This is a genomic window from Rhodococcus sp. 06-470-2 (genome assembly GCF_002258235.1).
Classification (GTDB): Bacteria; Actinomycetota; Actinomycetes; order Mycobacteriales; family Mycobacteriaceae; genus Rhodococcoides.
On sequence record NZ_NOYB01000038.1, the window covers coordinates 55,412 to 81,663 of the forward strand.

The window sequence follows — 26,252 nt, forward strand, 5'->3', positions numbered from 1 at the left end:
GGTGGGGGCGGTCCCTTTTCTGTGTTTCCGGCAGCTCCGACCGAGTCGTCGTTGTGATCGGTCACGGACTCCGCCGGATCGCGTGACACCCGCTCCGCGCCGCTGTTTACTCGACCTCGCCGAAGTCCGAAGCGTTCCGAAGGGTTTCGGCCGTCATTTTTTGTGGTGTGTCACAGCTTCCTCACGCAGGGACTTGTCACAGTTCTGGCGAGTCGGCGTCCGTGTCGCGTGAGATGAGCCACACTGATGCAAGCTCTACAGCCTGACTCGGGGAAGTTCTTACTGGGCGGTAAGCTCCTGTGTCGGAGCGGACACGTGCATGGGTTACAGTGACGCAACCCACATCTGGGTCGATGTGTACGAATTGTGGAGGTCAGCGTGGGAGTCGAGGTTTCGGTCGAGGGATTGACCAAGTCTTTCGGGGTACAGAAGATCTGGCAGGACGTGACGTTGACCCTGCCGAAGGGTGAAGTCAGTGCTCTGCTCGGTCCGTCCGGTACCGGCAAGTCGGTCTTCCTGAAGTCGCTGATCGGTCTCCTGCGTCCCGAGCAGGGCAAGATCTTCATCGACGGAACCGACATCCTGCAGTGCTCCTCGCGAGAGCTCTACGAGATCCGCAAGCTGTTCGGGGTGCTGTTCCAGGACGGCGCACTGTTCGGCTCGATGAACCTCTACGACAATGTCGCGTTCCCGTTGCGTGAGCACACCAAGAAGTCCGAGTCCGACATCCGCAAGATCGTGATGGAGAAGCTCGAACTGACCGGTCTGCTCGGTGCCGAGGACAAGCTGCCCGGTGAGATCTCCGGCGGTATGCGCAAGCGCGCCGGACTGGCCCGCGCCCTGGTGCTCGACCCCGAGATCATCCTTGTCGACGAGCCGGACTCGGGCCTCGATCCCGTTCGCACCACCTACATTTCGCAGACCCTGATCGACATCAACGCCGAGATCGATGCCACGATCCTGATCGTCTCGCACAACATCAACCTCGCCCGGACGGTGCCCGACAACATCGGTATGCTCTTCCGTCGCCAGCTGGTCATGTTCGGTCCGCGCGAGGTGCTGCTGACGAGCGACGAGCCGGTGGTCAAGCAGTTCCTCAACGGAACCATGATCGGCCCGATCGGTATGTCGGAGGAGAAGGACGAGGCGCAGATGGCGCAGGAGCAGGCCATGGTCGACGCCGGGCATCACGCCGGTGGCGTCGACGACGTCGAAGGCATCGTGCCGCAGATGAAGGCCACCCCCGGCACTCCTGTGCGCCAGGCCGTCGGGCGTAGGCAGGAACGGGTGCGCCAGATCATGCACACCCTGCCGCACAACGCGCAGGTCGCGATCCAGGAGAGCCTCGACACCACCGATCCGGGTCAGCAGCCGGTGTACGCAGGCCGGCAGGGCTACGACGAGCAGGGCTACGACCAGCAGGGGTACGACCAGCAGGGATATGGCCAGCAGGGCTACAACCAGCAGGGGTACAACCAGCAAGGTTACGACCAGCAGGGCTACGACCAGCAGGGTTACGACCAGCAGGGCTACCAGGCTCCGACTCAAGGTCGGGGTCAATAGCAGACATGGCGGGATCGAAGAAGTCCGCGTTCGCTCCGGCGAACGCCGCTCTGACACAAGCCGGCAATATCGTTGAACTGTTCGTCGAGGTCGTCCGAAACACCTTTCGTAGGCCGTTCCAGTTTCGAGAGTTCATCGAACAGGCCTGGTTCATCGCCAGCGTCACCATCTTGCCGACGGCGCTCGTCGCAATTCCGTTCGGCGCGGTCGTCTCGCTGCAGACCGGATCGCTGATCAAGCAGCTCGGTGCCGAGTCGTTCACCGGTGCGGCCAGTGTGCTGGCGGTCATTCAGCAGGGCAGTCCGATCGTGACCGCGCTGCTGGTGGCCGGTGCCGCCGGCTCTGCAGTCACGGCCGACCTCGGCTCGCGCACCATTCGCGAGGAGATCGACGCCATGCGGGTGTTGGGCATCGACCCCGTGCATCGTCTCGTCGTTCCGCGAGTGCTCGCGATGATCCTCGTCGCACTGTTGCTCAACGGGCTGGTCTCGGTCGTCGGTATCGCAGGCGGATACTTCTTCAACGTGATCCTCCAGGGTGGTACCCCCGGTGCGTATCTGGCGTCCTTCGGTGCGCTGGCGCAGCTCCCGGATCTCTATGTCGCAGAAGCCAAAGCGGCGATCTTCGGACTGATCGCGGGCATCATCGCCTCCTACAAGGGGCTCAATCCCAATCCCGGACCCAAGGGCGTCGGCGAGGCAGTGAACCAGACGGTTGTCATCACGTTCCTGCTGCTCTTCTTCGCCAACCTGATCCTGACCCTGGTGTATCTCCAGGTCGTCCCAGCAAAGGGAGCGTAACCGCGATGACGATCGCACGAGGTCGCGGTGACCGCACGCTGATGCGCGTCAAGCGCGTCGGCAATGCCCCACTGAACGTGCTCGACCGCGCCGGCGAGCAGATGTCGTTCTACCTTCGGGCCATCGGGTGGATTCCCAAGACCGCTGTGCACTACAAGAAGGAGGTGCTCCGCCTGCTGGCCGAGGTCACCTTCGGCAGTGGCGCGCTCGCGGTCATCGGCGGAACCATCGGCGTGATCGTGATGATGTCCGGCTTCACCGGCATCGTCGTCGGTCTGCAGGGTTACGCCGCACTCGAGCAGCTCGGTAGCTCCGTGCTCACCGGCTTCCTGTCCGCATACGTCAACACCCGTGAGATCGCGCCTATCGTCGCCGGACTCGCGCTGTCGGCCACTGTCGGCTGTGGCTTCACGGCCCAGCTCGGTGCCATGCGAATCTCGGAGGAGATCGATGCCCTCGAGGTGATGGCGGTTCCCAGCGTGCCGTTCCTGGTGACCACCCGCATGATCGCCGGCTTCGTGGCCGTCATCCCGCTCTACATCGTCGGACTGCTGGCGTCGTACGTCGCGTCCCGAGGGATCAGCACCATCTTCAACGGGCAGTCCACCGGGTCCTACGACCACTACTTCAACCTCTTCCTACCTCCGGAAGACGTGTTGTATTCGTTCCTGAAGGTGTTGATCTTCGCCTTCGTCCTGATCATGATCCACTGCTATTACGGCTACCACGCCTCCGGCGGACCTGCCGGTGTCGGCGTCGCAGTGGGCCGTGCCGTTCGTACCGCGATCGTCACGATCGCGGTGCTGGACTTCTTCTTGAGCCTCGCCATCTGGGGCACGACCACCACAGTGAGGGTTGCGGGATGATCGACTCGCCGCCGCGACTGAAGCGAGTACTGCTCGGTTTGGCGTTCTTCCTGGTGCTCATCCTGTTCCTGGGATGGAGCATCACGTCCTACAACAAGACGTTCAAGTCGGTGGTGAACGTCAGTCTCGAAACCGACTCCGTCGGCAATGCACTGCCGATGAACGCGGACGTCAAGGTCCGCGGAATGATCGTCGGTGAGGTGCGCTCGGCATCGACCGTCGACGGCGTGGTCACCTCGCAGCTCGCGATCGACCCGGACAAGGCGCCACTGATTCCGTCCAACGCCACGGCGCGGTTGCTTCCCAAGACGCTGTTCGGTGAGCGATACGTCTCGCTGATCGTGCCCGAGAACGACTCGGCGTCGCCGATCACCGACGGTACGGTCCTGCGTCAGGACACCAGCGGAAACGCCATCGAGGTCGGGCAGTTGCTCGACGGACTGCTCCCGCTGCTGCAGGCGATTCCGCCGCAGGATCTGGCCAACACTCTCGGGTCATTGGCGCAGGGCCTCAGCGGACGCGGCGAGCAGCTCGGACAGACCATCGACAATCTGACCAACGTCGTCTCCGGTCTGAACACCGAGCTGCCCAACATTCAGCAGACGCTCGTCGGGCTCGCCGACTTCTCCCAGACGTACGCGGACGCTGCGCCCGAGTTGATCTCGGCACTGGACAACCTGCGCACGACGGGCAACACCGTGGTGGAGCGGCAGTCCAGCCTGGAGACGCTGTACGGTTCGCTGACCTCTGCGTCCTACACCACCGCGGACTTCCTCCAGACCAACTCCGAGAATCTGATCGGATTGGCCGCGAACTCGCGGGAAGCCCTCGAGCTGCTGGCCGAGTTCTCCCCGACGTTCGGATGCACGTTCACCCAGTTCGCCGAAGGTGCCAGGCGCGGCAAGGTCGTGCTCGGCGAGGGCGACGAGTACCCCGGCATCAACGTGTCCGCATCGTTCGTCAACCCGAAGGGCCGTTACTTGCCGAACCAGGACGAGCCGCGCTTGTTCGACGATCGCGGAGCCACCTGCTTCGAGCCTGCTGCACCGGGTGAGTTCTTCCCGCAGTATCCGGGAGGTTCGATCAACGACGGTTCCTACCAGGTGCCGACCCGCAACCCGGGCCCGCAGGTGATCGAAGGACAGGGACCCCCGAAGTCGGCTCAGAGCTCCATCGTTCCCGCCGTTTCCGCTTCTGCGCAGCCGGCGAGTTACGAGGGCTCGGACTTCGAGCGTGACACTCTCGCCGTGATCTACGGACAGGCGAGTGGTGTTGCACCGGACAGTATTCCGTCGTGGGCGGCCGCTATCGGCGCACCGGCATTGAGGGGAGTGGAGGTGACCGTGCCATGAGAGGCCTTCTCGCGCCGATCATCAAGTTGATCGTGTTCGCCGTGATCACGATCCTTGCCACGGCCACCCTCGCCTTCACCATCGCCAATTCCAGCGGTGGCGGCGGCACCAAGTTCTCGGCGATCTTCACCGACGTCACTTCGCTCAACGAGGGCGACGAGATTCGTATCGCCGGCGTTCGCGTCGGCCAGGTCGACTCGATCGAGATCGCCAACGAGCGCGAAGCCAAAGTGGACTTCACCTTGAGCAGTCGTGATTGGCTGCCGGCCAGCTCGACGGCGACCATCCGGTTCAGGAACCTGGTCGGTCAGCGCTACATCGCCATCGAGCAGGGCTCGGGGGACCAGGGGCAGAAGATCACCGAAGGTGCGACCATTCCGTTGGAGCGGACCAAGCCTGCGGTGAATCTGACCACGCTGTTCGACGGTTTCCGGCCGTTGTTCACCACGCTCAGCTCCGACGACGTCAACAAGCTGTCGTACCAGATCATCCAGGTGTTCCAGGGGGAGTCGGGCACCATCAACGAGTTGGTGACCAACACGGCGACCCTGACGAACACCGTCGCCGACAAGGATCAGGTCATCGGCCAGGTCATCACCAATCTCAACAACGTGCTGGCGACGGTCAACCAGAACGACGGCCAGCTCGACAGCCTGATCGTCAACACCCAGCAGCTCGTCTCGGGTCTGTCGGCCGATCGTGATGTGGTCGGCTCGGCCGTCACCTCGCTCGCCGGTCTGACCAACGCGACCGCCGACCTGCTCGAGCCGACCAGGCCGTCGATCCAGGGATCGGTGACTGCGTTGAACACACTGTCCGAGACGATCAACCGCCGCAGCGACGACGTCGACGCTGTCCTCGGAAATCTGCCCGTCAAACTCGACAAGCTCATTCGCACGGCCCAGCAGGGATCCTGGTTCACGTTCTACCTCTGCGGCATCGACATCGTCGCCGGACCGGGTAACTCGCCGAACCTGAATCTGCCGACCGGGCTTCCGACCGTCAACCAGCCGCTGTACACGAACTCGGCAGAGCGTTGCAAAGCTGGGGGGATCAAACAATGACATCTCGTCGTAGTCCGGCCACCATCGGTGCACTGGGCATCGCCATCATCCTGCTCGCCACGATGTCGGTCTTCTTTCTCGACCGGCTCCCGATCATCGGTGCCGGCTCGGTGTACACCGCCGAGTTCAGCGAGGCAGCGGGTCTCAAGCCGTCGAACGAGGTCCGCATCGCGGGCGTCAAGGTCGGCAAGGTGACCGACGTGCGTCTCGAAGGCGACCGAGTACTCGTGGACTTCACGGTGCAGGACGCCTGGGTCGGTAACGAGTCACGGGCCGCCATCGCGATCAAGACCCTGCTGGGACAGAAGTACCTGGCGCTGGACCCGAGCGGGCCGGACACACTGAGCCCCAAGGACCCGATCCCGCTCGAGCGCACCACGTCCCCGTACGACGTCATCGACGCGTTCTCCGATGCGGCGTCGACCATCAACGACATCGACACCGATCAGCTCGCGACGAGTATGCGGACTCTGTCCGAGGCGTTTTCCGAGACGCCTCCGAACATCCGTGCCTCGCTCGACGGCGTCACCCGGTTGTCGCAGACCGTGGCCAGCCGCGACGAGGAGCTCAAGAAGTTGTTCGAGGCCACCGGTGAGACGTCGAAGGTGTTGGCCGACCGCAACGAGCAGTTCAACAAGCTGATCACCGATGCCGGTCCGCTTCTCGAAGAGCTCAACAACCGCCAGCAGGCGATCTCGCAGCTGCTCACCGGCACGCAGCGCGTGTCGCAGGAGCTGACCGGTCTCGTTCGCGACAACGAGGCGACCATCAACCCGATGCTGCAGCAGCTCAACGGCGTCATCGAGATCCTGCAGCGCAACAACGACAACCTCGACCGCGCGCTCGAGCTGTACGAACCGTTCATTCGGCTCTACACGAACGTCACCGGCAACGGTCGATGGCTCGACATCACGCTGGCCAACCTCACACCTCCCGGAGTTCCGTTGATACCTGGCTACCGCCAGCCCTCGCTCGACAAGTTGCCGGGGGAATGATGACAGACACGCAGGCAGCACCGAGAAACAAGAACAAGCTCGCGCTCATCGCCGTCGTCGTGATCGTGGCGCTGGTGTTGGCCGTCGCCGGCTGGTGGCTGTTCACCAGGGCCGGTACGACCAAGATCACCGCGTACTTCGACAAATCGGTCGGCATCTACTCCGGCTCCGAGGTGCGGGTGCTGGGCGTCAAGGTCGGCACGGTCGACTCCGTCACGCCGCTCGGTGACGACGTCGAGGTCGTGCTTCGTGTCGACCGCGGGATCGACATTCCGGCCGACGCGAAGGCCGTACAGGTCAGCCCGTCGCTCGTCGCCGATCGCTACGTCCAGCTCTCGCCCGTCTACACCGGCGGCGACACCATGGCCGACGGCACGACGATCGGTCGCGATCGCACCGCCACCCCCGTCGAGGTCGACGAGTTGTACAAGTCCATCAACGACCTCTCGACCGCCCTCGGTCCCGACGGTGCCAACAAGGACGGCGCGCTCACCGACCTGGTCAACACCGGCGCGGCGAACCTCGACGGCAACGGTGAAGCGTTGGGCGACAGCATCACTCAGCTCTCGGCTGCCGGCCGCACGCTGAGCGACTCGCGCACCGACGTCTTCGACACGATCAAGAACCTGCAGACGTTCGTCAGTGCCCTGGCCGTCAACGACCAGCAGGTACGCAACTTCAACACCCAGTTGGCCGACCTGACCGGTTTCCTGTCGGGCCAGCGCGAGGACCTGGGAGCTGCGCTTCAACAGCTGTCGGTCTCGCTCGGCGACGTGGCGACGTTCGTCGCGGACAACCGGACCGAACTGACCGATGCCGCAAACGGTCTCGTGGTTCCGACTCAGACGCTCGCCGACAAACGTGAGCAGCTGGTGCAGACGCTCACATTGCTGCCGCTGGCCATCAGCAACCTGGTGAACGCCTACGACGCGGAGTCAGGCACGCTCGCCTCGCGCGCCAACCTCCAGAACGAGACGCAGGATCCGCTCGGCACCGTGTGCCGGCTCATCGATCTCGGCAAGCTCGTTCCCGGCGATCCGCGCTTCGAGGCCCTCGGTGCGCAGATCCAGCCGATCATCGATCAGTGCGCCAACATCACCACGATGATCCAGGCCCCGATCGCCGACCAGAACCGGATCGTGCTGCCGTTCGGTGTTCTCACCAACGACATCGAGCAGAACGTGTCCGTTCCCGGCACCGTTCCCGGCGTCGTCTCGCCGAGGCTCGGAAACAGCACGATGCCCGGACTGGAGCAGTCGTACATCGGAGGTGGGGGACAGTGAGAACCTCTGTGAAACGGAATCGAGCTCGTGTGAAGCGTTCCTTGGTCGTCGGAGCGGGCGTCTGTGTGGTCGCTCTGTCGGCCGGAGCCTGCTCGTCGGCAGGCATCTATGCCATCCCGCTTCCCGGCGGTGCCGATGTCGGTGACAACCCGTTCAACCTGACGGTGCAGTTCGACGACGTGCTCGACCTCGTCCCGCAGTCGACCGTCAAGGTCGACGGTGTGGCCGTCGGCCGGGTCGACTCCATCTCCGTGCCGAACGAGGGGTGGACGGCCGATGTCGAGGTCATCCTCAACTCCGACGTGGATCTGCCCGCCAATGCGATCGCATCGGTGCAGCAGACCAACCTGCTCGGTGAGAAGTTCGTGCAGCTCTCGGCACCTCCCGGTGACGAGTCGGCAGCGCGGCTGCAGGACGGCGACACCATTCCACTCGATCGCACCCGTCACGCCACCGACATCGAGCAGGTACTCGGCGCGCTGTCGCTGCTGCTCAACGGTGGCGGCGTCGGGCAGCTCTCGCCGATCATCAAGGAACTGAGCACGGCTTTCGACGGTCGCGAAGGCAGGACCAAAGAGCTTCTGCAGCAGGCGAACACGCTGATCGACGGCCTCAACCAGCAGCGGGACGACATCACCCGTGCCATCGATGGTCTCGACACTCTCAGCGGCCGCGTCAACACGCAGACCGACAAGATCGACGCAGTGCTGAAGGACTTGCCGATCGCCACCGAAGTTCTCGAGCAGCAGCGTCCGCAGCTGACCGAGATGCTCGGCGCGCTCGACCGACTCGGAGCCGTGGGCACCGACGTGATCGACCGTTCCAAGGACGATCTGATCGCAGACCTGCGGGCACTGCGCCCGACGCTGCAGGCCCTGGCCGATTCGGCGGACGACGTGGTCACCTCGCTCGCGGTCATCCCCACGCTGCCGTTCGCCGACGGCACCGAGAAGATCATCGAGGGCAACTCCGCGAACCTGTTCCTCTCACTGGACCTGTCGATCGGAACTGCGCTGCGCAACTTCGGCGTCGGTGAAGGCGATCCGGTCTACATCCAGCCCAAGTACGGCAACACGCTGCCGGTGGTCGACCCGTCGAATCCGTACTACAACGGAAACGGACCTCGGCCGGGTTGGCCGACGATCTCACTGCTGCCGTTGCCGCCGATCATCCCGTCACCGGTTCCCGGCCCGGGTGCACCTGCGAACGAGCAGGCGGCTGCAGCCGCTGCGCCCGCACCTGCCGATCCGTTGGCACCGTTGAACGATCTGCTCGAGCGATTCGGAGTTGGACAGTGAGATCGAGACTGGTTCGTATTCAGTTGGTCCTATTCGTCGTCGTAGCGGTTCTGGGTCTGGTTTTCGTCGGTGCCAAGTACGTACGCCTGGACAACATGCTCGGCTTCGGGCAGTACCAGGTCGATCTGAACCTGGCCGATTCCGGTGGCATCTTCTCCAACGCCGAGGTCACCTACCGAGGTGTCCCGGTGGGAACCGTCGGAGATCTGGAACTGACGCAGGACGGTGTCCGTGTCGCACTGATGCTCGACAACGGCGGGCCCGACATCCCGGCCGACACGAAGGCCGTCGTGGCCAACCGGTCTGCGATCGGTGAGCAGTACGTCGACCTCCAGCCCGAGACCGATCAGGGCCCGTTCCTGGTCGACGGTTCGCAGATCGCTCAGGCCGACACCACCACACCCGTGCCGGTGGAGGACGTCCTCGCCAACACGAACACGTTGGTTCGGTCGGTGCCGCTCGACACGTTGACGCGAGTGGTCAACGAGCTCGGCGTGGCATTCGACGGCAAGGGAACGGATCTCGCGTCCCTCGTCGATTCGCTCGGGAACATCTCCGAGGCAGGCAACGAGGCGCTGCCGCAGACGCTTGCTCTGGTCCGTGACGCGGTGCCGGTGCTCGACACGCAGTCCGAGCAGTCGGATCTGATTCGTGAGTTCAGCACCAGTCTGGATCAGGTGACGGCTCAGTTGAAGTCCAGCGATCCAGACATCCGCCGCCTGATCGACACGGGTACCGCGGCAGGCGATCAGCTCGGTGGTCTCATCACCGATGCGGGTCCGGCGCTGACCACCGACATCAACAACCTTGCGCTGGTTGCCGCTCAAGCCGAACCGCGTTACGTCGCGCTTCGTCCGTTCCTGACGTTCCTGCCTGCCCTCGGTGCCGGTATCTCGACGATCGTCCCGAACGACGGCACGATCCATCAGGGTCTGTTGCTCGAGGTCAACAATCCGCCGCCGTGCACGGTCGGCTACGAGGGAAGCCAGGCGATCCTCGACGAGGAGAAGCGGAAGAACCCGAACTTCGATCCGACTCGGGAGAACTACCCGCTGAACCTCGACGCGAACTGCGCTACACCGCAGGGCAGCGTGACGGGTGTGCGTAGCGCGAACCGCATCGTGTTCGCCGATCCGGACGTGCCGCAGCCGTGGGACCTCAAGCCCAAGGTCGATCCGGAGAAGCTCAACCTCAACCCCATCGCCACCCAGTTGGCACCGCTGATCGGCGTGACGCCGAAGTAGTGGAATCGGTGAAACTGCTGCTCAGCACTATCGTCGGGCCGAGGGCGGTTCGGCCGGATATTACCGAGTAGTAGGGTGGAAAGTGTGAACTCGAGCACCGAAGCCCTGGAGTCCCCAGCGACTCCAGGGCGTAACAAGACCGCGAAAATCCTGTTTGCCGTCGTGACGGTGATCGCCGTGGCCGCCCTCGCAGCGGCAGTGTTCTTCGGGTACGGCTGGGGCAACGCGCTTCTGAGCCAGAAGCCCACCGCGGACACCAGGGACGCGGCGCTCACCGGAGCGCAGCAGGCGGCAGTCAACCTCAACACGGTCGACGCGGCGCAGATCGATCAGTCGTTCGACAACATGAAATCGTCCATCACCGGCGACCTGATGCTCAACGACCTCGAGCAGACGCGGTCGGGCATCACCGATCAGGTTCGTCAGTCCGGTGCCAAGAGCGAGGCCGAGGTCCTGCACGGCACGCTGACGGAGCTGAGCACGGACGAGAACACCGCCACTGCTCTGGTGGTCATTGCGACGACCACCACCTGGCCCGATCGCGTCGAGCGAAGCAAGCTGACGATGCGTCTGGCCATGGAGGAGGTCGACGGGGTGTGGAAGACCAACAAGGTCGACCCCATCGGTTCACGGATCTCGCTCGACAACCCGAACACCAACCCCGTCGTCCCGACCGATCCGGGCGGCCCCGCCGACCCGAACGCGGTCGACCCGAACGCGGCCGACCCCAGTGCGGAAGCGACGCCGGCTCCTCAGCCGGACACCGGCGGCAACTGAGGTACCTGGCAGTGGTGTCTTCCGTCTGTACCGAAGTGAGTTTCGAAGGAGTTCTGTAGTGCCTCCCCAGCGTCGCAAGATCGTTCCACCCACCACCACCAGCAAAGTACGCCGCAAGGTGGCCGGCACCGGGAAGCCGACTGCTGCATCCACCGTCACGGGCTCGACCACCGAGGGATCCGCGGCCGACGACACGACGGCTGTCACGACTCCGCCGCCGAGCACGCCGATTCTCGACAAGCCCGCAACGGACAAGCCCGCAACGGACAAGCCTGTTCTCGACAAGCCTGTTCTCGACAAGCCTGCACTCGACAAGCCTGCACTCGACAAGCCTGCACTCGACAAGGCCGCGACCGAGGAACCCGCACTCGACAAGCCTGCAGAAGGCGAATCTGCCGACGAATCCACCGCAGCCGAGTCGTCCACCGCCGCTGAGTCCTCCACTGTCGCTGGCTCGTCCACCGCGTCGGGGTCGGGTATCGGCTGGAAGCACGTGATCGTCGTTGCGGTCATTGCCGTCGTGCTCGGCGCGTTCGCTGCCGTTGCCGCGTTCAAGCCGTTCGCCACGATCGACAATGCGGCCTGGGTGGATTCCGCGGCGACGCAGGAAGTCACATCGGCTGCGACCGATGCGTTGCAGACTCTGTACACGTACAAGGCCGCCACGATCGACGCCGATTTCGACGCGGCGCGCGCGGTGCTCAATCAGTCGATGCTCGACGAGTTCAACTCCACTGCCGAAACCACCAAATCGGCTGTGGTGCAGACGGATACCGGGACCGAAGCGATGGTCACCGATATCGGAGTCACGCGGCTGGAGGACGGCATGGCCGAGTTGATCGCCAACGTGAACATCAGTGCCACCCAGAACGGCGTTGCGTCGGGCAGTGCCGAGGGTCCGTTGACGGTGAACATGGAGAAGGTCGACGGCACCTGGAAGCTGTCGGCCATCGACGATCAGTAGGAGCTCGGCCAGCATTCGATTCGGCCCCGTTCGACGCAGAAGCCCTGCTCGGACGGGGCTTTTTCGTGGGCTTTTCCGCCATCTGTCACCGGCTTTCCATCGCGTTACCATCGCGATTGCGTCCTGGCTTGGGACGAGCCCTGGTTGTTCGGGACAACCAATCGAAGCTCGACAGCCAGGGGTGGATCCGATGAAAACGGAGCATGCTGGTCATGACTGACACAACTATCGAATATTCCGTGGTGGAATCCAGGTCCGGTCGATCGGGGTTTGCCGAGCACGTCAATCCCGAACTGTATCGGCTGTTGTCTGCGCTGAATCTGGATCGCGAGTACGTGCGCGGCGACGGGACGGTCCTGTTCGACGCCTCGGGTCGTCGCTATCTCGACTTCGCCGGGGCGTACGGTGCACTCCCGTTCGGGCACGGTCCCACTCCGATCTGGCAGGCGGTCAACGACGTTCGTTGCAGTGGAGAGGCGATTTTCGTACAGCCTTCGGTGTTGAGCGCGGCCGGTGAACTGGCGGATCGGTTGGGGCGCATCGCACCCGACGGATTGACGCGGACGACGTTCGTCAACAGTGGTACCGAGGCCACCGAAGTGGCGCTGAAGATCGCGCGAGCGCACACCGGTCGGCTGGGGGTACTGACGACCGGGAACAGTTTTCATGGCAAGACTCTCGGTGCTCTGTCCGCAACGGGAAACGTCAAGTACCAGAGCGGTTTCGGTGCTCCGGTCGAGGGATTCGATCACATCGAGTTCGGTGATTCGGATGCGCTCGACGCGGCACTGGCGGCAGCCCCAGGGCACTATGCGGTGTTTCTGGTGGAACCGATTCAGGGTGAGGGTGGCGTGGTGTGTCCGCCCGACGGTTACCTGCGCCGCGTGCGGGAGATCTGTGATCGGCACGGGGTGTTGATGGCCCTCGACGAGGTGCAGACCGGGCTCGGCCGGACCGGCAGGATGTTCGCGGCGGAGCACGAGGGCGTGGTGCCGGACATCCTGACCGTCGCCAAGGCGCTCGGTGGCGGCATCGTGCCGGTGGGTGCGGTGTTGTGTGCGCCGAGGCTGGTGAACGAGAGTTTCGCGCTGCGCCACACGTCCACGTTCGCGGGGAACGCGTTGGCTGCACGGGTGGGTATCGCGGTTCTCGACGAGTTGACCCGGGACGACTACGCGGTGGTGGAGAACGCGGCCGTTGTCGGGCGGCAGTTGAAACTCGATCTGAGTGTGTTGGCAGAGAAGTACCCGTCGGTGGTCACCGAGGTGCGCGGACGCGGGTTGTTGCTCGGCATGGAATTCACCGCGGACGTCAACATGGTCGGGCGGCAGTCGTTGCTGGGATCGATTGCCGATCAACACAATCTGGCCGTGGTGATCTGCTCGTACCTGCTCAACGTCGAGGGGATTCGAGTGGCTCCGACTCTGTTCGGTAACAGGGTGATTCGGATCGAACCGCCGCTGACGGTGTCGGCGGTGCAGTGCTCGCGGCTGGTCGCAGCACTGGATCGGGCGTTGGGGTACGCGGCAGCGGGGGACATGGACGGCTTGTTCGGGCATCTGCTCGGCCGCCCGACCGTCGCCACTCCGCCTGCTCTCGAGGCGTTGCGTCCGGGTCGAACGCCCGATATCGCTGTGCGGGCGACGGATCGTCGCTTCGCGTTCATCGCGCACCCTCTCGATCTGGGGTTCTTCGCGGCGTTCGATCCGGCACTCGAGGTGTTCGATCACGGCGAGCGGCAGGATCTGCTCGAGCGGTTCGCGGCGTCGACGTCCGAGCTCGAACCCGCGTCGTTCGTCATCGGCAGTGGCCGGGTCGTCGGAGGTGGGGAGGCGACGGCGCACGGCGATCTGATCGGGCTGCCGTACACCTCCGAGCAGTTGCTGCGTCTGCCGACCGAGCGTGCGCTCGCTGTGGTGGGCGGGGCCGTCGAGCTGGCGATCTCGCGCGGTGCGACGGTCGTCGGGTTGGGCGGCTATTCCTCGGTGATCACCGGGAATGGGTTGGGCCTCGGCGCGACGACGCGTCCGATCACCACCGGCAACACGTTCACCGCTGCGGCGAGTCTGCGGGCTGTCCGACGCGTGTGTCGCGAACGCGGTATCGATGTCGCGCGGGCTCGGGTGACGATTCTCGGTGCCGCCGGGGCGATCGGGCGAACCATCGGCAAGCAGTTGGCGGGCGAGGTCGGCGGCATCGTGTTGGTCGGCAGGAAGGGGGAGAGTTCGGTCATCGCGCCCAAGTTGTGGGCGGCTGCGCAGGAGATGGTGGCGAGTGCTCGGGTCGGTGCTGGTTCGGGGGATCTGGCCGGGGCCGCGCACGCGGTCGACGGCGATCTGGACGATCTGATCAGGTCGCGCCATGTCGAGTTCTTCACCGATCCCATTGCTGCAGTGCGTGATTCGTTGATCGTCATCGCTGCCACGTCGGCACCGCATGCGCTGATCGATCCGACGGATCTGATGGAGGGTGCCATCGTCTGCGATGTGGCGCAGCCGCCGAACATCGGCAGGGACGTGCGCAGTGAGCGGCCCGACGTCACGGTGTTCGACGGCGGCATCGTGCGGGTGCCGTCGGGTTCGGATTTCGGGTTGACCTACGGGTTGGCACCGGGGTTGACGTACGCCTGCATGGCCGAGACGATGCTGATCGCGTTGTCGGGTGAGTTCGGTCTGCGCAGCATCGGCACCACCCTCGACGGCGACAGCGTGGAGCGGTTGGGCGAACTGGCAGATGTCCACGGGTTCACGCTCGCCGAGGCCACGCGGTGGCGCGAGGCCGACCGGTAGATGGCAGGGGGCGGGGCGCGTCGGGGTCCCCGCCCCCGGCTGCGTCAATGGACCATTGCACACGTCTCGGCGGTGCAGTGGTCCATCGACGCGACCGGTTCGAGTGCGGTCTCACGGAAAACGGATCGGGCCGAACCTCTTGACGAAGGGGGCGGCACGGGTCAGTCTTGTCGTCAGGAGCACCCCCAGTGGTTTTTCGAAGCGCAGTGGTTTCGGCATCGGGCGTCCGGCAGGCGACACGCTTTCGCCGAGTCAGCGCGTGAATGGACCCCGGGTGCTACTTTTGATGCCCCCGTTGCGCTGTGCGCACATTTGGGGTACCTTTGGACGTTGCGCTGGCTGCCTCCTGTCCACCTCTCGATCGCTGTTACCCGAAAGCACGTTTTCGGGCCGCTGTGATGGGGATTCGGTCTGGTTGCACCAGCCGAAATTCGCCCCACATATAGCAAACAGATACAGCGGCGGTCGCACTGCACGAGCGACCCGCGTGAGGTGCTGGAAGGACGCATCTTGGCAGTCTCTAGCCAGACCAAGGCAGTTGTCGGAACACCGGGAGCCCCGAGGAGGGTTTCGTTCGCGAACATTCGCGAGCCGTTGGAGGTACCCGGTCTCCTCGATGTACAGACGGATTCGTTCGAATGGCTGGTAGGTGCGCAGAGTTGGCGTGACCGTGCCGCCGCCCGTGGAGACAGCAGTGTCGCCGGTGGACTCGAGGACATCCTGACCGAGCTCTCTCCGATCGAGGATTTCTCGGGCTCGATGTCTCTGTCCTTCTCCGACCCACGGTTCGACGAGGTCAAGGCCTCGACGGATGAGTGCAAGGACAAGGACATGACGTACGCGGCTCCGCTGTTCGTCACGGCCGAGTTCATCAACAACAACACCGGTGAGATCAAGAGCCAGACGGTCTTCATGGGTGATTTCCCGATGATGACCGACAAGGGCACCTTCATCATCAACGGCACCGAGCGTGTCGTGGTGTCGCAGCTGGTGCGTTCTCCGGGCGTCTACTTCGATCATTCGATCGACAAGACGACCGAGAAGGACCTGCACAGCGTCAAGGTGATCCCCGGCCGCGGCGCATGGCTCGAGTTCGACGTCGACAAGCGCGACACCGTCGGTGTCCGCATCGACCGCAAGCGTCGCCAGCCCGTCACGGTGCTGCTCAAGGCTCTCGGCTGGTCCACCGAGCAGATCACGGAGCGCTTCGGCTTCTCCGAGATCCTCATGGCCACCCTGGAGAAGGACAACACCGCCGGTACCGACGAGGCACTCCTCGACATCTACCGCAAGCTGCGTCCGGGCGAGCCGCCGACCAAGGAGTCGGCGCAGACCCTGCTGGAGAACCTGTTCTTCAAGGACAAGCGCTACGACCTCGCTCGCGTGGGTCGCTACAAGATCAACAAGAAGCTCGGCCTCAACTCGGGTCAGCCCATCGTGGCGTCGACCCTCACCGAGGAAGACATCGTCGCGACCATCGAGTACCTGGTGCGTCTGCACGCAGGTGAGACCTCGATGACCGCACCCGACGGCGTCGAGGTTCCGGTCGAGGTCGACGACATCGACCACTTCGGCAACCGTCGTCTGCGTACCGTCGGCGAGCTCATCCAGAACCAGATCCGCGTGGGCCTGTCCCGCATGGAGCGCGTCGTGCGCGAACGTATGACGACTCAGGACGTCGAGGCGATCACGCCGCAGACCCTGATCAACATCCGTCCCGTCGTCGCTGCGATCAAGGAGTTCTTCGGAACGTCCCAGCTCTCGCAGTTCATGGACCAGAACAACCCGCTGTCGGGTCTGACGCACAAGCGTCGCCTGTCGGCACTGGGACCCGGCGGTCTCTCTCGTGAGCGCGCCGGCCTCGAGGTCCGCGACGTTCACCCGTCGCACTACGGCCGCATGTGCCCCATCGAGACCCCGGAAGGCCCGAACATCGGCCTGATCGGATCGCTCTCGGTGTACGCACGCGTCAACCCGTTCGGGTTCATCGAGACCCCGTACCGCAAGGTCGTCGACGGCAAGGTCACCGACGAGGTCGATTACCTGACCGCCGACGAGGAGGATCGCCACACGCTCGCGCAGGCGAACTCTCCGGTCGACAATTCGGGCCACTTCATCGAGGACAAGATTCTCGTCCGTCGTAAGGGTGGAGAGGTCGAGTTCGTCTCGTCCGACGACATCGACTACATGGACGTCTCGCCGCGACAGATGGTTTCCGTCGCAACCGCGATGATTCCGTTCCTCGAGCACGACGATGCCAACCGTGCCCTGATGGGCGCCAACATGCAGCGTCAGGCCGTCCCGCTGGTTCGCAGCGAGTCGCCGATCGTCGGAACCGGCATGGAGCTGCGTGCAGCCGTCGATGCCGGTGACGTCGTCATCACCGAGAAGACCGGTGTCGTCGAAGAGGTCTCCGCCGACTACGTCACGGTCATGGCCGACGACGGATCGCGTAAGACCTACCGGATGCGCAAGTTCGCGCGCTCCAACCAGGGCACGTGCGCCAACCAGCGTCCGATCGTGGACGAGGGTCAGCGCGTCGAGTCCGGCCAGGTCCTCGCCGACGGCCCCTGCACCGAGAACGGTGAGATGGCACTCGGCAAGAACCTGCTGCTGGCGATCATGCCGTGGGAGGGCCACAACTACGAGGACGCGATCATCCTGTCGCAGCGCCTCGTGGAAGAGGACGTTCTCACCTCGATCCACATCGAGGAGCACGAGATCGATGCTCGCGACACCAAGCTCGGTGCCGAGGAGATCACTCGCGACATCCCGAACGTCTCCGACGAGGTCCTCGCAGACCTCGACGAGCGCGGCATCATCCGGATCGGTGCCGAGGTTCGTGACGGCGACGTGCTGGTCGGAAAGGTCACGCCGAAGGGCGAGACCGAGCTGACCCCCGAAGAGCGCCTGCTGCGCGCCATCTTCGGTGAGAAGGCTCGCGAAGTTCGCGACACCTCGCTCAAGGTTCCGCACGGCGAGAACGGAAAGGTCATCGGCATCCGCGTCTTCTCGCGTGACGACGACGACGATCTGCCTCCCGGCGTCAACGAGCTGGTCCGCGTCTACGTGGCTCAGAAGCGCAAGATCCAGGACGGCGACAAGCTCGCCGGCCGTCACGGCAACAAGGGCGTCATCGGCAAGATCCTCCCGCAGGAGGACATGCCGTTCCTGCCCGACGGCACCCCGATCGACATCATCCTCAACACCCACGGTGTTCCGCGTCGTATGAACATCGGTCAGGTCCTCGAAACCCACCTGGGTTGGATCGGCAAGACCGGTTGGAACGTTCAGATCGCCGCGGACGGCACGAAGCCCGATTGGGCCGAGCGTCTGCCCGAGGAGATGTTGGCGGCTCCGGCCGACAGCAACATCGCCACCCCGGTGTTCGACGGTGCCAAGGAGAATCAGCTCGCCGGCCTGCTGGAGAGCACGATCCCCAACCGCGACGGCGAGCAGATGGTCGGACCCGACGGAAAGGCCACGTTGTTCGACGGCCGCTCCGGCGAGCCGTTCCCGTACCCGGTGTCGGTGGGCTACATGTACATCATCAAGCTGCACCACTTGGTCGACGACAAGATCCACGCTCGTTCGACCGGGCCGTACTCGATGATCACGCAGCAGCCCCTCGGTGGTAAGGCACAGTTCGGTGGTCAGCGCTTCGGTGAGATGGAGTGCTGGGCCATGCAGGCCTACGGTGCCGCGTACACGCTGCAGGAGCTTCTCACCATCAAGTCGGACGACGTTGTCGGTCGCGTGAAGGTGTACGAGGCGATCGTCAAGGGCGAGAACATCCCGGAGCCCGGTATCCCCGAGTCCTTCAAGGTGCTCCTCAAGGAGCTCCAGTCGCTGTGCCTCAACGTGGAGGTGCTGTCCTCGGACGGCGCAGCCATCACGATGGCCGACGGTGACGACGAAGACCTCGAGCGTGCCGCAGCCAACCTGGGAATCAACCTCTCCCGCAACGAAGCAGCCACGGTCGACGACCTCGCTCAGTAGTTCTGTGATCCCCGTGCCTGCGTCACTGCAGGCACGGGGGTGATCACGCTTTTTCTGATTCGGTATCACAACACCCATAACGGGGAAAGGAAGTTACGTGCTCGACGTCAACTTCTTCGATGAACTTCGCATTGGCCTTGCCACTGCGGACGACATCCGTCAGTGGTCCTACGGCGAGGTCAAGAAGCCGGAGACCATCAACTACCGCACGCTCAAGCCCGAGAAGGACGGCCTCTTCTGCGAGAAGATCTTCGGCCCCACTCGGGACTGGGAGTGCTACTGCGGCAAGTACAAGCGCGTCCGCTTCAAGGGCATCATCTGTGAGCGCTGTGGCGTCGAGGTCACTCGCGCCAAGGTGCGTCGTGAGCGCATGGGCCACATCGAACTGGCGGCTCCCGTCACGCACATCTGGTACTTCAAGGGTGTGCCGTCGCGTCTGGGCTACCTGCTCGACCTGGCTCCGAAGGATCTCGAGAAGATCATCTACTTCGCTGCCTACGTCATCACGACGGTCGACGACGAGCTCCGTCACAACGAGCTCTCGACGCTCGAGGCCGAGATGGAGGTCGAGAAGAAGGCCGTCGCAGATCAGCGCGACGCCGATCTCGAGGCTCGTGCGCAGAAGCTCGAAGCCGACATCGCCGAGCTCGAAGCCGAGGGTGCCAAGTCCGACGTGCGCCGCAAGGTCAAGGACGGTGGCGAGCGTGAGATGCGTCAGCTCCGTGACCGCGCGCAGCGTGAGCTCGATCGTCTCGAGGAGATCTGGACCACGTTCACCAAGCTCGCTCCCAAGCAGCTCATCGTGGACGAGCTCATCTACCGCGAGCTCATCGACCGGTACGGCGAGTACTTCACCGGTGCCATGGGTGCCGAGTCGATCCAGAAGCTCATGCAGACCTTCGACATCGATGCCGAGGCGGAGTCTCTTCGCGAGACCATCCGCAGTGGCAAGGGTCAGAAGAAGCTGCGTGCGCTCAAGCGTCTGAAGGTCGTCGCTGCGTTCCAGGCCGGCCGCAACTCGCCGATGGGCATGGTTCTCGACGCTGTCCCGGTCATCCCGCCGGAGCTTCGTCCGATGGTGCAGCTCGACGGTGGACGTTTCGCGACGTCCGACCTCAACGACCTGTACCGCCGCGTCATCAACCGCAACAACCGCCTCAAGCGTCTGATCGATCTCGGTGCCCCCGAGATCATCGTCAACAACGAGAAGCGGATGCTGCAGGAGTCGGTCGACGCCCTGTTCGACAACGGCCGTCGTGGACGTCCGGTCACCGGACCGGGTAACCGTCCGCTCAAGTCGCTGTCCGACTTGCTCAAGGGCAAGCAGGGTCGCTTCCGTCAGAACCTCCTCGGCAAGCGCGTCGACTACTCGGGCCGTTCGGTCATCGTCGTCGGACCGCAGCTCAAGCTGCACCAGTGTGGTCTGCCGAAGCTGATGGCTCTCGAGCTGTTCAAGCCGTTCGTGATGAAGCGCCTGGTGGATCTGAACCACGCGCAGAACATCAAGTCGGCCAAGCGCATGGTCGAGCGTCAGCGTCCGCAGGTGTGGGACGTTCTCGAAGAGGTCATCGCCGAGCACCCCGTGCTGCTGAACCGTGCACCCACCCTGCACCGGTTGGGCATCCAGGCGTTCGAGCCGCAGCTCGTCGAGGGCAAGGCCATCCAGCTGCACCCGCTCGTGTGTGAGGCGTTCAACGCCGACTTCGACGGTGACCAGATGGCTGTCCACCTCCCGCTGTCCGCCGAGGCTCAGGCCGAGGCACGCGTGTTGATGCTGTCCTCGAACAACATCCTCTCGCCGGCATCGGGCCGTCCGCTCGCCATGCCGCGTCTGGACATGGTGACGGGTCTGTACCACCTGACGCGTCTCGACGCCGGTGCTGTCGGTGAGCGCGTCGACGCGTCGACCGATCAGGCCGAGTTCGGGGCGTACTCCTCCCCGGCCGAGGCTCAGATGGCTGTCGACCGTGGAGCGCTCACGGTGCAGTCGCAGATTCGGGTTCGTCTCACCACGCAGCGCCCGCCGCGTGACATCGAGAACGAGCTGTTCCCCGAGGGCTGGAACCGGGGCGACGCGTGGACCGCGGAGACCACTCTGGGACGCGTGCTGTTCAACGAGCTGCTTCCGGCGGACTACCCGTTCGTCAACGAGCAGATGCCGAAGAAGCGTCAGTCGACCATCATCAACGATCTCGCCGAGCGTTACCCGATGATCGTGGTCGCGCAGACCGTCGACAAGCTCAAGGACGCAGGCTTCTACTGGGCCACGCGTTCGGGTGTCACCATCTCGATCTCCGACGTCCTCGTGCCGCCGGAGAAGCCGCAGATCATGGAGACCTTCGAGGCTCAGGCCGATCAGATCGAGAAGAAGTACCAGCGTGGCGCACTCGACAAGGTCGAGCGCAACTCCGCACTGGTCAAGATCTGGCAGGACGCGACCGAGCAGGTCGGTAAGGCCATGGAGGCCCACTTCCCCGACGACAACCCGATCCCGATGATCGTGAAGTCCGGCGCAGCCGGAAACATGACTCAGGTTCGCTCGCTCGCCGGCATGAAGGGCTTGGTGACCAACCCGAAGGGTGAGTTCATCCCGCGTCCGATCAAGTCCTCCTTCAAGGAAGGCCTGACGGTCCTCGAGTACTTCATCAACACGCACGGTGCTCGTAAGGGTCTGGCCGACACGGCGCTTCGTACCGCCGACTCGGGCTACCTGACGCGTCGTCTGGTCGACGTCTCGCAGGATGTCATCGTTCGGGAAACCGACTGTGGCACCGAGCGCGGCATCGTCACGACGATCGCCGAGAAGACAGCCGACGGCAAGATGATCCGCGACGCTCACGTCGAGACCAGCACGTACGCCCGCACGTTGGCGAACGACGCTGTCGACGAGAACGGCACGGTCATCGTCGCTCGCGGACACGATCTCGGTGACCCGGCCATCGACGCGCTGCTCGCTGCGGGCATCACGTCGGTCAAGGTTCGCTCGGTGCTCACCTGCACCACGGGAACCGGCGTCTGCGCCACCTGCTACGGCCGCTCGATGGCCACCGGCAAGCTGGTCGACATCGGTGAGGCCGTCGGTATCGTTGCCGCACAGTCCATCGGTGAGCCCGGAACCCAGCTGACCATGCGTACCTTCCACCAGGGTGGTGTCGCCGGAGATGACATCACCGGTGGTCTGCCTCGCGTGCAGGAGCTGTTCGAGGCACGTGTGCCGAAGGGCAAGGCTCCGATCGCGGACGTGTCGGGACGCATCCAGCTCGAGGACGGCGATCGTTTCTACAAGATCACCATCGTCCCGGACGACGGCGGCGAAGAGGTTGTCTACGACAAGCTCTCCAAGCGTCAGCGTCTGCGCGTCTTCAAGCACGACGACGGCACCGAGCGCCTGCTGGCGGACGGTGACCACGTCGAGGTCGGCCAGCAGCTCATGGAAGGTGCTGCCGATCCGCACGAGGTGCTGCGTGTGATGGGTCCCCGTCAGGTGCAGATCCACCTCGTCAACGAGGTCCAGGAGGTGTACCGGTCGCAGGGTGTGTCGATTCACGACAAGCACATCGAGACGATCGTGCGCCAGATGCTCCGTCGCGTGACGATCATCGACAGCGGCTCCACCGAATTCCTGCCCGGTTCACTTACCGAGCGCAGCGAGTTCGAGTCGAGCAACCGTCGCGTCGTCTCCGAGGGTGGCGAGCCTGCAGCCGGACGTCCGGTCCTGATGGGTATCACCAAGGCATCGCTGGCCACCGACTCGTGGCTGTCGGCTGCGTCCTTCCAGGAGACCACTCGTGTGCTGACCGATGCGGCGATCAATTGCCGTAGCGACAAGCTCATAGGTCTCAAGGAGAACGTCATCATCGGTAAGCTCATCCCGGCTGGTACCGGCATCAACCGGTACCGGAACATCACGGTGCAGCCGACCGAGGAGGCGCGTGCCGCGGCATACGCGGTGCCGTCGTACGACGATCAGTACTACAGCCCGGATGGCTTCGGCCAGGGAACCGGCGCTGCAGTGCCGCTCGACGACTACGGTTTCTCCAACGAATACCGCTAGAGCGACTCCGTCGCATGTGAGCAGAACTTCGTAGCCCACTACGAATTTCCGCTCACGACGACAGAGTTTGCAGACAAAGCCCCGCATCGACTTCGGTCGGTGCGGGGCTTTGTCGTATCTGGTGGGGAGTTCGTATCGGCGTCCGCGGTGAGTTCTCCGTGCCACTCGGGTCAGTAACGGCATGACCAACCCAGAATCCAGCACCATCGTGAACATCGGCGTGGCCATGTTCACCGTCTCGGACCAGGACGCGGCTCTCGAGTTCTATTCGCGTGTACTCGGCTTCGAGCTGCGCGACGATACGCGCTTCGGTCCCGAGGGCGAGTATCGGTGGGTCGAGGTGGCTCCGCCCGGTTCGACGGCGCGGCTCGCCCTGAATCCGCCGATGGGAGGAACGCCCGGCGGCGGATCCATCGGTGTCGAGACAGCCGACGTCGCGGCCGAACACAAGCGTCTGAGTGCACTCGGCGGAGTCGATCTCGACGACTTCATGGAAGAAGTCGACGGTGTTCCGCCCATGTTCGCGCTGCGTGATCCCGACGGCAATTCGGTGTGGGTCGTGCAAGCCTGACAGTTCGACCGGCTATCTCCGGTCGATGAACGTGTACAGCTCGGCGATCGTGCCGTCCTTGATGACGGCGAAGTCCTGGCCGGTGACGACGGCTGGGGCGTCGGGTGGCGAGAGTGCCCAGGAGATGCGTGCGACGTCGCCGAGCACGGCGGGTTCGACTGTGACGGAGAAGGACAGGCCGGCAGCGTCGGTGAGGAGTGCGGTGATCACTCACCGAGCGGACGGTCTCGACCACCGACGGCCGCGCCACGGATGCCGTTCTGACCGAGGCGGGCCGGGCGGCTCTGGACGCGTCGGCGGCGGGTCATGTCGAGCTGGTGCATCGCCTGTTCTTCGACGGCCTGGCAACCGAGGAGGTCGACGCTCTCGGATCGATCCTCACTCGTCTGCGTGACCATGTGCGAACCAACGGGACGCTGCCTCGGCCGCAGTGACACCCTCCACCTCATACGGCAACGGTTCGTTCACTCGTGGTGGCAGACGGCTTCGAGGTCGATGCCGTTGAGGTCGCGCACGAAGGATCCGTAGTACGTGGCGTGGTATTCCGGCTGCAGTCCCGGCGGCCGGAGCTCGACTGCTCCAGCCGAGAGTGCTGCCGCGTGGAAGGCGTCGACGGTGGCGCGATCCGGGGCGCTGAACGCGAGATGGGTGTGGGGTCCGATGGCCGATCCCGGTGCGTCGACGATCCAGAAGAAGGGCTTCACGTTCGCCCAGCCGAACGCGATCATGGCGAGCTGGTTGGCCTCGGGGGTGTGCGGTACCCGCATGATTTCGCTGATCCCCAGCGGTGCGAGTGCAGCACCGTAGAACTCGGCGCTGGCGGTGAGATCGGTGACGCCGATGTTGAGGTGGTCGATTTGGGAGCCGGTGCGGTCGATGTTCGTCATGCGCTCGAGTGTGGCCGAGGTCGCGAACGACTTCGGTCCTGAATCGAATGACAACGTCGTGTTCACTTTCCCGTTCGATCGATGACGGGCACAGTTCGCTCGGGCGCGAGAGCCTCGAAGGATGGTGAGACGGGGTAACGAGATACGGTTCGGGCAGGACATCTCTCTGCGTGCCGGGGCCACGCGTCGACAGTTCCTGACATGGAGTGCGCTGGTGGGGGCGCTGGCGTTCACTCCCGAACTCGCGGGAACCACGGCGACGGCAGGTGCGCAGTCCGTGGTGACCCCGGACTACCCGTTCCGCCTCGGCGTGGCATCCGGCGACCCACTGCCCGATTCGGTGGTGCTGTGGACCAGACTCGCCACCGATCCCTTCGCGCCACTGGGTGGAATGACCCCCGGCGTGGTGCCGGTGCGGTGGCAGATCTCGGCGGACGAGCGATTCGCGAGCATCACCCGCGAAGGTATCGAGCTGGCCACCGAGTTCGACGGCTGGTCGATTCACGTCGACGTCCGAGGTCTCGAGCCAGCTCGTGAGTACTTCTATCGCTTCCTCGTCGGGCCGCATGCCAGCCCGGTGGGTCGCACCAAAACTGCACCGGCACTAGGCCAACCGTTGAGCAAGCTCGACTTCGCGTGGGCGTCGTGCCAGAAGTGGGAGGACGGCTACTTCGGCGCGTACCAGGACTTGGCCGCGTCGAATCTCGATGTGGTGTTCTTTCTGGGCGACTACATCTACGAGTACGCGATCAAGGACGAGGGTGCCAGGCAGGGCGAGCCGCGGACCGAATCCGCTGCCCGAGAAACCATGGTGCTCAGCGACTATCGCGACCGATATGCGCTGTACAAGGCGGACGAGAATCTTGCTGCGGCCCACGCGTCGGCACCGTTCGTCTCGACGTTCGACGATCACGAGGTGGACAACAACTGGGCCTCGCAGATCAGCCAGGACGACGACGATCCGCGAGAGTTCTTGTTGCGCAGAGCCGATGCGTTCAAGGCGTGGTGGGAGAACACTCCGGTTCGGGCGAATCTGAAGCCCGTCGGACCGGACATGACGGTCTATCGACGGTTCTCGTTCGGAGATCTGGTGGACTTCTCGGTACTGGACACGCGGCAGTACCGCAGCGATCAGGCGCACGGCGACGGCGAGCATGCGCAGGACGCCGAGACGGCAGATCCGTCGCGCACGATCACCGGTGCAGCGCAGGAGAAGTGGATACTCGACGGTTTCGCATCACCGTCGAGGTGGAACTTCCTGGCGCACCAGACGGTCATCTCGGACTTGGCCCGTGGGCTCGGCAGCGATCGCAAGGTCGGGATGGACCCGTGGAGCGGGTACGAGGCATCTCGGCACCGAATTCTGGACGGGGCCAGGGATCGCGGCACGAAGAACGTCGCGTCGATCGTCGGCGACATTCACCGCACGATCGTCTCTGAACTGCGCCGCGACTACCAGGATCAGGCGTCGCCGATCCAGGGTGTGGAGATCGCGACCACCTCGATCGCGTCGGGTAAGGACGGTGCCGATGTCGACTCGGCCGGTGCGGCCATCGCCGAAGCTTCTCCGCACGTCAAGTACGGAAATGCTCGGCGCGGCTATCTCCGTGGCACGCTGACGAACACCGAATGGCGTTCGGAGGTCAGGGTTCTCGATCGCGTCTCGACACCGGGGGCATCGGTACGAACCGCAGCAACGGTCACCGTCCCCGAAGGCCGCCCCGAGATTCAGCTGGGCTGACGCCG

At 64.2% G+C, this 26,252-nt stretch carries 19 protein-coding genes; 16 read left to right on the top strand and 3 right to left on the bottom strand.

Going from position 1 to position 26,252, the window contains the following annotated elements; translation table 11 throughout:
* Positions 1-378 precede the first annotated feature (378 nt).
* The 15 genes from CH276_RS21150 to CH276_RS21220 all read left to right on the top strand — a co-directional run bounded on the left by CH276_RS21150 (position 379) and on the right by CH276_RS21220 (position 23,619).
* Positions 379-1,563, top strand: coding sequence for an ABC transporter ATP-binding protein (locus CH276_RS21150; protein ID WP_176459366.1), 1,185 nt, complete (start codon positions 379-381; stop codon positions 1,561-1,563).
* 5 nt (positions 1,564-1,568) lie between these two features.
* Positions 1,569-2,363 (top strand): MlaE family ABC transporter permease, encoded by a 795-nt coding sequence (locus CH276_RS21155; protein WP_032393959.1) that lies wholly within the window; start codon positions 1,569-1,571, stop codon positions 2,361-2,363.
* A gap of 5 nt (positions 2,364-2,368) precedes the next feature.
* A complete protein-coding gene (locus CH276_RS21160; protein ID WP_027498223.1) occupies positions 2,369-3,229 on the top strand; it encodes an MlaE family ABC transporter permease in 861 nt (286 codons plus the stop codon).
* Entirely contained in the window at positions 3,226-4,581 is a 1,356-nt protein-coding gene (locus tag CH276_RS21165; RefSeq protein ID WP_094629501.1) for an MCE family protein, read from the top strand. Before CH276_RS21160 ends, CH276_RS21165 begins: the two co-directional genes overlap by 4 nt.
* A complete protein-coding gene (locus CH276_RS21170; protein ID WP_032393961.1) occupies positions 4,578-5,645 on the top strand; it encodes an MCE family protein in 1,068 nt (355 codons plus the stop codon). Before CH276_RS21165 ends, CH276_RS21170 begins: the two co-directional genes overlap by 4 nt.
* Positions 5,642-6,640 (top strand): MCE family protein, encoded by a 999-nt coding sequence (locus CH276_RS21175; RefSeq protein ID WP_032393962.1) that lies wholly within the window; start codon positions 5,642-5,644, stop codon positions 6,638-6,640. The genes CH276_RS21170 and CH276_RS21175 overlap by 4 nt, the downstream gene beginning before the upstream one ends.
* Complete coding sequence (locus CH276_RS21180; protein WP_032393963.1) at positions 6,640-7,923, top strand: MCE family protein; 1,284 nt, start codon at positions 6,640-6,642, stop codon at positions 7,921-7,923. The genes CH276_RS21175 and CH276_RS21180 overlap by 1 nt, the downstream gene beginning before the upstream one ends.
* A gap of 29 nt (positions 7,924-7,952) precedes the next feature.
* Positions 7,953-9,221, top strand: coding sequence for an MCE family protein (locus CH276_RS21185; protein WP_032393964.1), 1,269 nt, complete (start codon positions 7,953-7,955; stop codon positions 9,219-9,221).
* Complete coding sequence (locus tag CH276_RS21190; RefSeq protein WP_032393965.1) at positions 9,218-10,465, top strand: MCE family protein; 1,248 nt, start codon at positions 9,218-9,220, stop codon at positions 10,463-10,465. The genes CH276_RS21185 and CH276_RS21190 overlap by 4 nt, the downstream gene beginning before the upstream one ends.
* A gap of 84 nt (positions 10,466-10,549) precedes the next feature.
* The gene (locus CH276_RS21195) at positions 10,550-11,242 is read left to right on the top strand and encodes a hypothetical protein (protein ID WP_094629502.1); all 693 of its coding nucleotides are present in this window, start codon (positions 10,550-10,552) and stop codon (positions 11,240-11,242) included.
* 58 nt (positions 11,243-11,300) lie between these two features.
* The gene (locus tag CH276_RS21200; protein ID WP_094629503.1) at positions 11,301-12,206 is read left to right on the top strand and encodes a hypothetical protein; all 906 of its coding nucleotides are present in this window, start codon (positions 11,301-11,303) and stop codon (positions 12,204-12,206) included.
* 212 nt (positions 12,207-12,418) lie between these two features.
* Positions 12,419-14,995, top strand: coding sequence for an aminotransferase class III-fold pyridoxal phosphate-dependent enzyme (locus CH276_RS21205; protein ID WP_094629677.1), 2,577 nt, complete (start codon positions 12,419-12,421; stop codon positions 14,993-14,995).
* 492 nt (positions 14,996-15,487) lie between these two features.
* Complete coding sequence (gene rpoB, locus CH276_RS21210) at positions 15,488-18,994, top strand: DNA-directed RNA polymerase subunit beta (RefSeq protein ID WP_094629504.1); 3,507 nt, start codon at positions 15,488-15,490, stop codon at positions 18,992-18,994.
* Between the two features lie 97 nt (positions 18,995-19,091).
* The gene (locus CH276_RS21215) at positions 19,092-23,048 is read left to right on the top strand and encodes a DNA-directed RNA polymerase subunit beta' (RefSeq protein ID WP_032393969.1); all 3,957 of its coding nucleotides are present in this window, start codon (positions 19,092-19,094) and stop codon (positions 23,046-23,048) included.
* A 181-nt stretch (positions 23,049-23,229) separates the two neighbouring features.
* On the top strand, positions 23,230-23,619 hold the full coding sequence (locus CH276_RS21220; RefSeq protein WP_094629505.1) for a VOC family protein: 390 nt from the start codon (positions 23,230-23,232) through the stop codon (positions 23,617-23,619).
* 12 nt (positions 23,620-23,631) lie between these two features.
* On the opposite strand, the gene CH276_RS21225 is transcribed toward CH276_RS21220, so the two are convergent.
* From CH276_RS21225 to CH276_RS21235, 3 genes are all read right to left on the bottom strand, one after another.
* Complete coding sequence (locus CH276_RS21225) at positions 23,632-23,829, bottom strand: hypothetical protein (protein ID WP_094629506.1); 198 nt, start codon at positions 23,827-23,829, stop codon at positions 23,632-23,634.
* Entirely contained in the window at positions 23,826-24,017 is a 192-nt protein-coding gene (locus CH276_RS21230; RefSeq protein WP_094629507.1) for a hypothetical protein, read from the bottom strand. The genes CH276_RS21225 and CH276_RS21230 overlap by 4 nt, the downstream gene beginning before the upstream one ends.
* Before the next feature lie 66 nt (positions 24,018-24,083).
* The gene (locus CH276_RS21235) at positions 24,084-24,506 is read right to left on the bottom strand and encodes a VOC family protein (protein WP_094629678.1); all 423 of its coding nucleotides are present in this window, start codon (positions 24,504-24,506) and stop codon (positions 24,084-24,086) included.
* A gap of 121 nt (positions 24,507-24,627) precedes the next feature.
* On the opposite strand from CH276_RS21235, the gene CH276_RS21240 reads away from it, so the two are divergent.
* Positions 24,628-26,247 carry an alkaline phosphatase D family protein gene (locus CH276_RS21240; RefSeq protein WP_032393972.1) on the top strand — a complete coding sequence of 540 codons (1,620 nt, stop codon included), beginning with the start codon at positions 24,628-24,630 and terminating at the stop codon, positions 26,245-26,247.
* The last annotated feature ends 5 nt before the right edge of the window (positions 26,248-26,252 follow it).

Bases quoted from the DNA above. Each gene is read 5' to 3' on its own strand.
- CH276_RS21230 (WP_094629507.1), bottom strand. From the start codon at position 24,017: ATGGTCACGCAGACGAGTGAGGATCGATCCGAGAGCGTCGACCTCCTC.
- CH276_RS21240 (WP_032393972.1), top strand. From the start codon at position 24,628: ATGGTGAGACGGGGTAACGAGATACGGTTCGGGCAGGACATCTCTCTG.
- CH276_RS21165 (WP_094629501.1), top strand. From the start codon at position 3,226: ATGATCGACTCGCCGCCGCGACTGAAGCGAGTACTGCTCGGTTTGGCG.
- CH276_RS21155 (WP_032393959.1), top strand. From the start codon at position 1,569: ATGGCGGGATCGAAGAAGTCCGCGTTCGCTCCGGCGAACGCCGCTCTG.
- CH276_RS21220 (WP_094629505.1), top strand. From the start codon at position 23,230: ATGACCAACCCAGAATCCAGCACCATCGTGAACATCGGCGTGGCCATG.
- CH276_RS21180 (WP_032393963.1), top strand. From the start codon at position 6,640: ATGACAGACACGCAGGCAGCACCGAGAAACAAGAACAAGCTCGCGCTC.
- CH276_RS21205 (WP_094629677.1), top strand. From the start codon at position 12,419: ATGACTGACACAACTATCGAATATTCCGTGGTGGAATCCAGGTCCGGT.
- CH276_RS21235 (WP_094629678.1), bottom strand. From the start codon at position 24,506: ATGACGAACATCGACCGCACCGGCTCCCAAATCGACCACCTCAACATC.
- CH276_RS21170 (WP_032393961.1), top strand. From the start codon at position 4,578: ATGAGAGGCCTTCTCGCGCCGATCATCAAGTTGATCGTGTTCGCCGTG.
- CH276_RS21160 (WP_027498223.1), top strand. From the start codon at position 2,369: ATGACGATCGCACGAGGTCGCGGTGACCGCACGCTGATGCGCGTCAAG.
- CH276_RS21175 (WP_032393962.1), top strand. From the start codon at position 5,642: ATGACATCTCGTCGTAGTCCGGCCACCATCGGTGCACTGGGCATCGCC.